Origin of the sequence: uncultured Limnohabitans sp., from assembly GCF_937889215.1 — a bacterium.
Classification (GTDB): domain Bacteria; phylum Pseudomonadota; class Gammaproteobacteria; order Burkholderiales; family Burkholderiaceae_C; genus Limnohabitans_A.
On record NZ_CALBEX010000187.1, the window covers coordinates 1 to 10,185 of the forward strand.

A 10,185-nucleotide genomic window follows, 5' to 3' on the forward strand; every position below is an offset into this window, starting at 1 on the left:
ATGCCGAGTTGGGGCATGTGCACGAAGCCCTGCAGGACCTGAGGCAGTATTTGGAGGCGGTGCCGGCAGCGCCCGACACGGTGGCTTTGCGCAACCGTGTGAGCGAGCTGTCGGGGCTTGATTGACCCAACTCCATGATGTTTGAATGGATGGCTTGAGTGTCAGCCATCCATTGTCGGTGACTTGAGATCCGACGAAGCGTTTGTGCGCCAATGCCTTTTGAAAATGTTGCTGCGCGAATCCATGCATGCCGGACCTCAAGGCACCGACCTGCAAATGAACACAGGGCCAGCCTATCGCTGAAGTCTCTAGACGACCAGCTCCATGGGTCAGGCCACCACCACCTGTGCGCCATCGCCTTGGGCTGCGATGCGCCCGATGGTGTAAACCGCTTCACCCAGACCGCGCAGGGTGGCGGCACAGGCCTCGGCTTGTGCCGCGTCCACCAACACCACCATGCCGATGCCGTTGTTGAAGGTGCGGTTCATCTCGATGTCGTCGATGCCCGCGGTGGCTTGCAGCCAGGCAAACAGCTCGGTCTGCGGCCAGCTGTCTTTTTGCAGGTGAGCGGCCAGGCCTTCTGGCAGTACACGGGGGATGTTCTCTAGCAAGCCACCGCCTGTGATGTGGGCCAGTGCTTTGATGCCGGAGGCTTCTTGCGTGTTCGGGTGTTTGGCCAGTGCGGCCAGCACATTGAGGACATACAAGCGGGTGGGCTCCATCAAGGCTTGCTTGAAGGGCTTGCCGTCGAGCGTGGCGGGGGCGTTGCTGCCCGCGCGCTCGATGCACTTGCGCACCAGACTGAAACCGTTGGAGTGCACGCCGCTCGAAGCCAGGCCCAGCACCACGTCCCCGGCTTTCACGTTTTGACCTGTGAGGATTTTGGACTTTTCGACCGCACCGACCGCAAAACCGGCCAGGTCGTATTCGCCAGCAGGGTACATGCCGGGCATCTCGGCAGTTTCGCCGCCGATCAGGGCGCAGCCCGACAGCTCGCATCCTTTGGCGATGCCGCCCACCACGGCAGCTGCCGTGTCCACATCGAGCTTGCCGCAAGCAAAGTAATCCAGAAAGAACAGGGGTTCGGCCCCTTGCACCAACACATCGTTCACGCTCATGGCCACCAAATCGATGCCGACGGTGTCGTGCATGTCCCATTCAAATGCCAATTTGAGCTTGGTGCCCACGCCGTCGGTGCCGCTGACCAAAACGGGTTCCTTGTAGCGCTTGGGCACTTCAAACAGGGCGCCAAACCCGCCAATGCCAGCCAGCACGCCTTCGCGCATGGTTTTTTTGGCCAAGGGCTTGATGCGCTCGACCAAGGCGTCGCCCGCAACGATGTCGACGCCGGCGTCTTTGTAGGAAAGTGGAGTTTGGCTCATGGTTTTGGCCCGAATGGGGCATGTAAATGGAGAACGGAGGGCCAATAAACGGGCTGGCAGACTAAAATCAGCACTTATTTTAAGGGTTGGCCCTGAGCACCTCGGGCCAGCTGTCGCAAAAAACGAGACCCCCTTGCAAGCACCTCTGCCTTTTTTGATGAATCGACTGACCGCCTGGCTGGGCGTGACCGTGGTTGCAGTCTTGGTGTTTTGGCTGCTCGCACCCGTGCTGGCCCCGTTTGTCATCGCGGCCGTCATGGCCTATGTCTTACATCCTTTGGTGCTGCGCTTGGAGGGTTTTGCCGCAGGGCGTGTGCCTCGGCTGTTGGCCGTGGTGCTGGTCGAGGGCCTGGCCATGCTGGCCTTGTTGGGTTTGTTCTTGTTGCTGGTGCCAATTTTGGTGCGTGAGTGGCCGCTGCTGCAGCAGCAGCTGCCACTGCTGCTCGATCGTGTGGGCGATGCGGTTAACCCCTTGCTGGCGCAGCTTGGGCTCAATGTTTCTCTGGATTTGGGCGATTTAAAAACCCAATTGATCGCTTACCTCAGCGAGAACCGTGAAGACTGGTGGGCCCCTGTCATGTCCTCGCTCCAGCTGGGCGGCAGCGTGGCCTTGGCCTGGGTGGGCTATGCGGTGTTGGTGCCGGTCGCTTTGTTTTACATGCTTTACGACTGGACGCGTTTGGTGGGCAGCGTGGTCGAGTTGGTCCCGCCGTCTTGGCGAGGCAGCTTTGACAGCTTCATGCACGACAGTGATTTGGTGCTGGGCGAGTACTTGCGTGGGCAGTTGTTGGTGATGTTGGCGCTGGCCGTGTTTTACGCGGCGGGGCTGCGTTTATTTGGTCTGGACTTGGCTTTGCCCATTGGCATTTTCACGGGCCTGGCCGTGTTTGTCCCCTATTTGGGTTTCGGTTTGGGCTTGGTTTTGGCGCTGCTGGCGGGCTTGTTGCAGTTTGAACCCTCGCAGGCGGTGATCATGGTGGCGGTGGTGTTTGGTTTGGGCCAATTGATCGAAAGCTTCGTGCTCACCCCCCGCTTGGTGGGGGAGCGCATTGGTTTACATCCTTTGGCCGTCATTTTGGCCTTGATGGCGTTTGGCCAAGTGCTGGGTTTTGTGGGCGTGCTGATCGCCTTGCCCGCCAGCGCGGTCTTGTTGGTGGGCTTGCGCCGCCTGCGCCACCAATACCTGCAAAGTGATCTGTACCGTAAAAGCGGCTCGGGTGTGGTGGAACAAGGACCCGATCAGGCATGAAGCAACTGGCTTTGGACATCGGGCTAGCGTCAAGGCCCACGCTGGATAATTTTTTTGCAGGCCCCAACGCCGCCGCATTGGGCCATTTGCGTTTGTGGACCGCCTCGGCCAGCCGCTCGCCCGTGCCCAGCTACCTGTGGGGCGAGAGCGGCTCGGGCAAAACCCATTTGCTACACGCAGTGCACCATGCGCTGCAAGAGCAGGGCGCGCAGGTGGGCTGGCTCGATGCCCACAGCATGGACCCGCCCGATTTCAATGACGATTGGGCCGCTGTGCTGATGGACGATGTGCACCTGTACAACGCCGAGCAGCAGCACACCGCATTCAACTGGTTTGTCAACGCTTTGACGCCCCGCAGTGGCTCACCGCGCTGGGTTTTGGCCGCCGGGGCTTTGCCCCCGGCCGATCTGAAGCTGCGCGACGACTTGCGCAGCCGCCTGGGCTGGGGTCACATCGACGCTCTGCAGGTGTTGGACGAGCCCGAGCGCCGCGCCGTGCTGCGCCAAGAGGCCGATGCCCGGGGCCTGTTTTTGAGCGACGAAGTCATGTCCTACATGCTCAAGCGCTTTTCGCGAGATCTGGGCAGCCTGATGCAGTTGCTGGACCACCTGGACCACTATGCCTTGCAAACGCAGCGCGCCCTGACCATTCCGCTGGTGCGCGCGATGCTGGATAACGAATGAAACTCGCCCTGTTCGATTTGGACCACACCTTGCTGCCGCTGGACTCTGACCACACCTGGGGTGTGTTCACGACCGAAATGGGTTGGACCGACCCGGCGGTGTTCAGTCAGCGCAACGACGAGTTTTATGCCCATTACCAAGCGGGCACGCTTGACATCCATGACTATGTGCGCTTTGCAACCCGCGCCGCGCGCGAACGCGGCGCGGCCGAGGCGGCTCAGGCACATGCCCGTTACATGGACGAAGTGATCCGCCCGCGCATCACGCCCGAGGCGCTGGCGCTGGTACGATCGCACCAGCACGCGGGTTACACGGTCATGATCGTGACCGCCACCAACGAGTTCGTGACCCGCCCGATTGCCCAGGCCTTTGGGGTCAGCGAGTTGATCGCGGTCGACCTAGAACGCGATGCCAGCGGCTGGATCACGGGCGAGATCCGGGGCACCCCGTCGTTTCGGGAAGGTAAAGTCACCCGCGTCGCGCAGTGGCTGCACCAGCAAGGGCTGGACTGGGGTGGTGTGGAGATAACTTTCTACTCGGACTCCATGAATGACTTGCCGCTTTTGGAAAAAGCCCACCATCCGGTGGCAACGAACCCTGACGCTCGGTTGCGTCAAGTGGCCACAGATCGTGGCTGGCGCATCCTCGAACTTTTTAAAGAATGATCAAAAATTTCATCGACAAGCTGATGGGCAAAGCCCCCAAAAGCAACCGCCCCCACTTTGGCCGGCGTACCGAGGTGGCTGCGTCTGTGCACGGCATCGACCCGAGCCTGGTGGACGAGCGCGCCATCAACGTCACGCGCACCTTGCAGCAAGCCGGTTTTGAGGCTTATGTAGTGGGTGGTGCGGTGCGCGACCTGCTGCTGGGCCTGCGCCCCAAAGACTTTGATGTGGCCACCAACGCCACGCCTGAGCAGGTCAAGGGCCTGTTTCGCCGCGCTTTCATCATTGGGCGACGCTTTCGCATCGTGCATGTGGTCTATGGCCGGGGACGTGACAACGAGGTGATCGAAGTGTCCACCTTCCGTGCGCACCTGGACAATGTGGCGGCCGAGCAGGTCAAGGGCAATGAGCGCACCAGCAAACGCCAGCTCGAAGGCATGCAACATGCGGTCGACTCATCGGGCCGCGTGCTGCGCGACAACGTCTGGGGTCCGCAGGACGAAGATGCCACGCGCCGCGACTTCACGGTGAACGCGATGTACTACGACCCCGAGTCGCAGATTGTGGTGGACTACCACGGCGGCATTCCGGACGCCAAAAAGCGTGTGCTGCGCATGATTGGTGACCCGGTGGCGCGTTACCGCGAAGACCCGGTACGCATCATCCGCGCCGTGCGTTTTGCGGCCAAGCTCAGCCCCTTGGGTTTCAAGCTGGAGACCAAAACCGCCAAGCCTTTGACGCAGTCGGCCACTTTGCTGGCCGATGTGCCGCAAAGCCGTTTGTTTGACGAGATGCTCAAGTTGCTGCAAACCGGGCACGCCTTAGCGTCCATTGAACAGCTCAAAAAATTGGGATTGGCCACCGGCATTTATCCTTTGCTGGATGTGGTGGTGCAGCGCGCTGGCAGTGCCTTTGTGCAAGTGGCGCTGGCAGACACCGATCGCCGTGTAGGCGAAGGCAAGCCTGTCGCGCCGAGCTTTTTGCTGGCATGCGTGCTGTGGGCCGATGTGCGCGAAGGCTGGGCCAAGCGCCTGGCACGCAAGGAGCACCCGCACCCGGCTTTACAAGACGCGATCGATGAGGTGTTTGACGCCCGCATCGGCGATGTGTCCGGGCGCGGCAAGCTGGCCGCTGACATGCGCGAGATCTGGATGATGCAACCGCGCTTTGAAAAGCGCGTGGGCAGCGTGCCTTTTGGCCTGGTCGAGCAGCCCCGTTTTCGGGCTGGATTTGACTTTTTACGGTTACGCGCCGACATCGAAGAAGTGGATGTGCGACTGGCTGACTGGTGGCAAGAATTCAGCATGGCCAGTGATTCTGAGCGCGAAGATTTGGTTCAGACCGCCAAGGCCGAGCAGCAAGCCAACCAAACAGCCAAACCCCGTGTGCGCCGCGCGCCCAGGCCTGATGGCGCGGCTGCGGCCACGACCGGCCCCAGTGAGTCCAGCCAGGCCTTGCCTTTGGCAGATTCAGGCGATGGCGAGGCGGCCAAGAAACGCCGCCGCCGCCGCCGCAAACCCGGTGCGTCCGGTGATGCCGTGGCCGACTCGGGTGGCGCTGAATAAGCACAATCACGGAGCCCCACATTGAGCACCTTGCGGGATCCCGTGACAGCGTACGTGGCCCTTGGGGCCAATTTGGGGAATGCCCAGCAAACTGTGCTGGTGGCCATGGAGGCGTTGTCGCTGCTGCCGCAAACGCGGCTCACGGGCCGCTCACACCTGTATTGCACAGCCCCGCACGAAGCCCAAGGGCCTGATTTTGTCAATGCTGTGGCGCAGCTTGAAACCCGTTTGACGGCCCCCGATTTGCTCCGTGCCCTGCAGGGTATGGAAACCCGTGCGGGCCGGTTGCGCCCACATGTGAATGCCCCGCGCACATTGGACCTGGATGTGCTGTTTTATGGCCAAGCCCACATCAGCAGCGCAGAACTGATCGTGCCCCACCCACGCTGGCGTGAGCGGGCATTCGTGCTTTACCCATTGGCCGATGTGTGGCCGGGCAGCGTCAGCACCGAAGACTTGGCGAGGGTGGAGGCGCAGGGCGTTCGGCGGCTTATTGGCTGATTTCCCGGGCGGCTTCTATCTGGTATTCAAAATACCGCTGAAAGCTGAACACCAGGCTGGCCATCAGCACGCTGGTGCCCATCAACAAGGCCACCACAACGCCAATGATGGTGGCCCACTGGGTCCGACCAGCGGGCACCAATGCATCGGCTTGGGGGTTGAACTTGGCATTCCATTTTTCAATGGGCGTGAGACCATAAATGATGGCGTTCATGGCGCAACCTGCCACGGTGAAGCCCAACAAGGGAATCAACATCCAGCTGAGGGTGTCGTCTTGTCCGAATTGCTGGACCCGCTCCAGGCCATAAAAGCCCAGCGCTGTTGGAATGGGCAGTGCCCAGCCGAGCATATCCTTGAAGCCATAAAGGTAAAAACGGTGCAAGCCCAAGGGCCCGATCCAAAAAGTTAACCAAGTCGCGAGAGTTTTGTTTTTCATACGGCTGATTATTGCGGAGCCGTGCTGTCGCCAAATCCCAAAGGTTTTTCCATCATGACCACGTCGAGCCAGCGGTCAAATTTCCAGCCGCAAGACTTGATGAGGCCCACATGGCTAAAGCCCAACGCGGCATGCACGCCGACCGAGCCGGTGTTGTCCGAGTCGCCAATCACAGCCAAGAGTTTGCGCACGCCAACACGTTCAGCTTGGCTGCACAGCTCGGTCAGCAAGGCCCGGCCCATGCCCTTGCGTTGCACGTTTGGGGCCATGTAAATTGAGTCTTCGGCAGAAAAACGGTAAGCCGGGCGCGGCTTGAACCAGTTGCAATAAGCAAATCCCAGAACTTGACCCGCCTCCTCTACGACCAAATAGGGCAAACCTTTGGCCAGCACATCGGCGCGGCGGGCGGCCATGTCGGCCTCTGAGGGAGGATCGATCTCAAAAGTGCCTGTTCCCGTGAGCACATGGTGTTGGTAAATGGCTGTGATGGCTGCGATATCTTCGTCGCGGCTGGGTCGGATCAGAGGCAAGGCAAGGCTCCCGTTGTATAATGGTGGGCTTTTCAGTGTGTCACTGGCCGGGTGGCCAGTTGCGTGTCTCAAACGCTGAAGGATACCGGGACCCTGGGCATTTGTTCCCAAGAGACCCAACCACCCAAGGATAAATCATGGTTGTTATTCGTTTGAACCGCGGCGGCTCTAAAGCACGTCCTTTTTTCAACATCGTCGTGGCTGACAAGCGCGTGCGTCGCGATGGTCGCTTCCTCGAGCGCATCGGTTTTTACAACCCTACAGCCCGTGGTGCTGAAGAAGGTCTGCGCATTGCCCAAGACCGCCTGACCTACTGGAAAAGCGTGGGCGCCCAGGCTTCTCCCACAGTGGAACGCCTGATCCGTCAAGCGGCCAAAGCAACCGTCTGATCGGTTGGTCATGCGTCCAACTTTGGAAACGGCGGCATTGCCCGCTGACGCCATAGAAATTGGACGCATCGCCGATGCTTGGGGCATCAAAGGCTGGTTCAAGGTCTTGCCCCACAGCGCCTCTCCTGAGGCGCTTTTTTCTTCCAAGCAATGGTTCTTGTTGCCACCCGATCGGCCCATGAAGCCCCCGCGTGCTGCGGCAGTAGCCCCCCAAGCGGCGCAGCCCGCCTGGACAGAACCTGTGTTGCTTCAGCTCAAAGAAGTCAAAGACCATTCCGATACGGTGGTGGCCTGTGCTCAAGGCATTGATGACCGAAACGCCGCAGAGTCTTTGCGCGGTGCCCGCATTTTTGTGCCACGCTCGAGCTTTCCTGCGGCTGCCGAAGGCGAGTACTACTGGGTTGACCTTATCGGTTTGCAAGTGTTCAACCGCGAAAGCGTTTTGCTGGGCCAAGTGCGAGACCTCATGTCCACGGGGCCGCAAACTGTGCTGGTCATCGAGTCCCCACCCGAGCAAGCCGGTGGCAAGCCCGTGGAGCGCATGATCCCGTTTGTTGCAGCCTTCGTCGATCACGTCGACCTGCCCGGCAAGCGAATCACGGTTGACTGGCAACCGGACTATTGACCGCCCCAGGCCGTGGAGGGCCATCCATGCGCTTTGACATCATCACTTTATTTCCCGAACTGCTTGCGCCTTTGCTGACCAGTGGCATCACCCGCCGCGCTTACGAGGGCGGCTTGGTGGATGTGCGTTTGTGGAATCCCCGCGACCATGCCGAAGGCAATTACCGGCGGGTGGATGACCGCTCTTTTGGGGGTGGGCCCGGCATGGTCATGTTGGCCGAACCCTTGTTTCAGTGCCTCAAGGCCATCCGTGCCGAACGCCAAGAGGCCAGCCCTGCGCCGCTGGTGCTGTTTTCCCCGATTGGCCAGGCCTTGAACCACACCGCCGTGGCGCAATGGTCTGAAAGCGCCGGTGCAGTGCTGTTGTGTGGCCGCTACGAAGGGGTAGACCAGCGCTTCATTGACCAGTTTGTGGACCAGCAAATCAGCTTGGGTGACTTTGTGCTCTCTGGCGGGGAAATCGCCGCCATGGCTTTGCTTGATGCGGTGGCCCGCTTGCAGCCTGGTGTGTTGAACGACGAAGGCAGCCACCAACTGGACAGCTTCAACCCAGCGCTCGATGGATTGCTTGACAGCCCGCATTTCACGCGCCCTGAGGTGTGGCAAGGCCATGCCGTACCTGCTGAGTTGATGTCGGGCCACCATGCCCGCATTGAACGCTGGCGGCGTGATCAAAGTTTGCAACTGACGGCGCTCCATCGCCCCGACTTGCTGTTGCAAGCCCGCGCCGACGGCAAGCTGAGTCGCCTGGACGAGGCCGCGCTGCAACCATCTTCTTCAGGTACGGCCACAGCCGTTGGCCAACCCGTTTACAACGGGGCATCTAAAAAGCTATAATCAAGGGCTTTTCGATCCTCTACCCGCCGCGATCTGGCTCAGTCATGCACAAGCATGGCCTTTACAGCACGGAACGCCCCTTGTGTAGCGAGGCATGATCGGACGGAGTTCAAAAAATGAATTTGATTCAAACTCTTGAGCAGGAAGAAATTGCCCGTCTGGGTAAAGTCATTCCTGAGTTTTCCCCAGGCGACACCGTGATCGTCAGCGTCAACGTGGTGGAGGGTGCGCGCAAGCGTGTCCAGGCCTACGAAGGTGTTGTGATCGCCAAGCGCAACCGTGGTCTGAACAGCGGCTTCACTGTGCGCAAGATCTCCAGTGGCGAAGGTGTGGAGCGTACGTTCCAGACTTACAGCCCTGTGATCGCAGGCATTGAAGTCAAGCGCCGTGGTGATGTTCGCCGCGCCAAGCTGTACTACTTGCGTGAGCGCAGCGGCAAGTCGGCACGTATCAAAGAAAAGTTGCCCCAGCGCAAAGTTGCAGCCGCAGCCAAAGCTTAAAGCCTCTTAGTTTATGCGAAATCAACCGCCCGGGTTCACGCCCAGGGCGGTTTTTTTATGCCGATTCATTTGCCGTGTCACCTTGTGCGCAGCAGACGCAAAAAAGGCCTTGCTGCAAAGCAAGGCCTGATCTTGGGTGAGCTCAAGCAGGGGCGCAAGGCCCCTGTCTGGCCTTAACCGCGTGTGATTTTCAGAACCCGTGTGCCGCCGCGTTTACCGCCAGGGCCTTCGCCTGCGGCGTGAGGCTTGAAGTTGCTGGCACCGAAGGGCTTGGGGCCGCGAGCGAACTTGTCACCCGCAGCGCCACGGGGGGCCGGGCGGGCCGCATTGCGGTTGTCACCGCCGCGCTCTTCCCAGCGGCCACCACCTTGACGTGGGCCGTCCTGGCGAGCATCTTGACGTGGTGCAGGGCGGCTGTCGCCCTTATCCCAAGGGTGTGCGGGTGCAGCGCGCTGCTCAAATCGATCGCCACCACGGTTGTCGTTGCGGTTGTCACCACGGGGGGCGTCAAAACGGCCGCCGTCTTTGCGCGCATCGAAGCGGGGTTCGCTGCGCTGCTCAAAACGGGGTTGCTCGTCGCGGAAGTTGCCACGCGGGGCGCGGTTGTCAAAGCCACCACCAGCATTGTCGCGGTCACGGTTGCCACCGAAGTCGCGGCCACCAGGAGCGGGACGACCACCACGGAAACCACCGCCTGCGTTGGCGTAATTGCGCTCGCCACCGAAGCGGTCACCACCACGGCCCATGGGCTTACGGGCTTCGGGCATGCGTGCTTTGGGCTCCAGGCCAGGGATCACTTCGGCCTTGAAGGGCTGGCGTGTGTA

General features: G+C 60.5%; 12 protein-coding genes and 1 pseudogene. 9 read left to right on the forward strand and 4 right to left on the reverse strand.

The window, feature by feature from the left end; all coding sequences use genetic code 11:
- Positions 1 to 329: 329 nt before the first annotated feature.
- Positions 330 to 1,382: a phosphoribosylformylglycinamidine cyclo-ligase gene (gene purM, locus Q0341_RS04815; protein WP_299510934.1), complete on the reverse strand. Its 1,053-nt coding sequence runs from the start codon at positions 1,380 to 1,382 to the stop codon at positions 330 to 332.
- Between the two features lie 157 nt (positions 1,383 to 1,539).
- Here purM and Q0341_RS04820 point away from each other — a divergent pair, with 157 nt between their 5' ends.
- The 5 genes from Q0341_RS04820 to folK are packed head-to-tail and all read left to right on the forward strand — an operon-like array spanning position 1,540 to position 6,045.
- Positions 1,540 to 2,631 (forward strand): AI-2E family transporter, encoded by a 1,092-nt coding sequence (locus tag Q0341_RS04820; RefSeq protein WP_299510935.1) that lies wholly within the window; start codon positions 1,540 to 1,542, stop codon positions 2,629 to 2,631.
- Positions 2,628 to 3,314 carry a DnaA regulatory inactivator Hda gene (gene hda / locus Q0341_RS04825; RefSeq protein ID WP_299510936.1) on the forward strand — a complete coding sequence of 229 codons (687 nt, stop codon included), beginning with the start codon at positions 2,628 to 2,630 and terminating at the stop codon, positions 3,312 to 3,314. The genes Q0341_RS04820 and hda overlap by 4 nt, the downstream gene beginning before the upstream one ends.
- Positions 3,311 to 3,979, forward strand: coding sequence for an HAD family hydrolase (locus Q0341_RS04830; protein ID WP_299510937.1), 669 nt, complete (start codon positions 3,311 to 3,313; stop codon positions 3,977 to 3,979). Before hda ends, Q0341_RS04830 begins: the two co-directional genes overlap by 4 nt.
- Positions 3,976 to 5,544, forward strand: a complete 1,569-nt coding sequence (pcnB, locus tag Q0341_RS04835; RefSeq protein WP_299510938.1) for a polynucleotide adenylyltransferase PcnB — start codon at positions 3,976 to 3,978, stop codon at positions 5,542 to 5,544. Before Q0341_RS04830 ends, pcnB begins: the two co-directional genes overlap by 4 nt.
- A 21-nt stretch (positions 5,545 to 5,565) precedes the next feature.
- On the forward strand, positions 5,566 to 6,045 hold the full coding sequence (folK, locus tag Q0341_RS04840; protein ID WP_366522670.1) for a 2-amino-4-hydroxy-6-hydroxymethyldihydropteridine diphosphokinase: 480 nt from the start codon (positions 5,566 to 5,568) through the stop codon (positions 6,043 to 6,045).
- Here folK and Q0341_RS04845 read toward each other — a convergent pair.
- Positions 6,035 to 6,481, reverse strand: a complete 447-nt coding sequence (locus Q0341_RS04845; protein WP_299510939.1) for a hypothetical protein — start codon at positions 6,479 to 6,481, stop codon at positions 6,035 to 6,037. The two genes, folK and Q0341_RS04845, sit on opposite strands and share 11 nt — an antisense overlap.
- A gap of 8 nt (positions 6,482 to 6,489) precedes the next feature.
- Positions 6,490 to 7,011: a GNAT family N-acetyltransferase gene (locus Q0341_RS04850; RefSeq protein WP_299510940.1), complete on the reverse strand. Its 522-nt coding sequence runs from the start codon at positions 7,009 to 7,011 to the stop codon at positions 6,490 to 6,492.
- Positions 7,012 to 7,148: 137 nt separating this feature from the next.
- Between Q0341_RS04850 and rpsP the strand changes: the two genes are divergently transcribed.
- From rpsP to rplS, 4 genes are all read left to right on the forward strand, one after another.
- A complete protein-coding gene (gene rpsP / locus Q0341_RS04855; protein ID WP_299510941.1) occupies positions 7,149 to 7,400 on the forward strand; it encodes a 30S ribosomal protein S16 in 252 nt (83 codons plus the stop codon).
- Positions 7,401 to 7,410: 10 nt separating this feature from the next.
- Positions 7,411 to 8,025 (forward strand): ribosome maturation factor RimM, encoded by a 615-nt coding sequence (rimM, locus tag Q0341_RS04860; protein ID WP_299510942.1) that lies wholly within the window; start codon positions 7,411 to 7,413, stop codon positions 8,023 to 8,025.
- Positions 8,026 to 8,051: 26 nt separating this feature from the next.
- Positions 8,052 to 8,861 (forward strand): tRNA (guanosine(37)-N1)-methyltransferase TrmD, encoded by an 810-nt coding sequence (trmD, locus tag Q0341_RS04865; RefSeq protein WP_299510943.1) that lies wholly within the window; start codon positions 8,052 to 8,054, stop codon positions 8,859 to 8,861.
- Between the two features lie 116 nt (positions 8,862 to 8,977).
- On the forward strand, positions 8,978 to 9,361 hold the full coding sequence (gene rplS, locus Q0341_RS04870) for a 50S ribosomal protein L19 (protein ID WP_299510944.1): 384 nt from the start codon (positions 8,978 to 8,980) through the stop codon (positions 9,359 to 9,361).
- A gap of 173 nt (positions 9,362 to 9,534) precedes the next feature.
- Here rplS and Q0341_RS04875 read toward each other — a convergent pair.
- A pseudogene (locus tag Q0341_RS04875) lies at positions 9,535 to 10,185 on the reverse strand (ATP-dependent helicase); the annotation flags it as partial.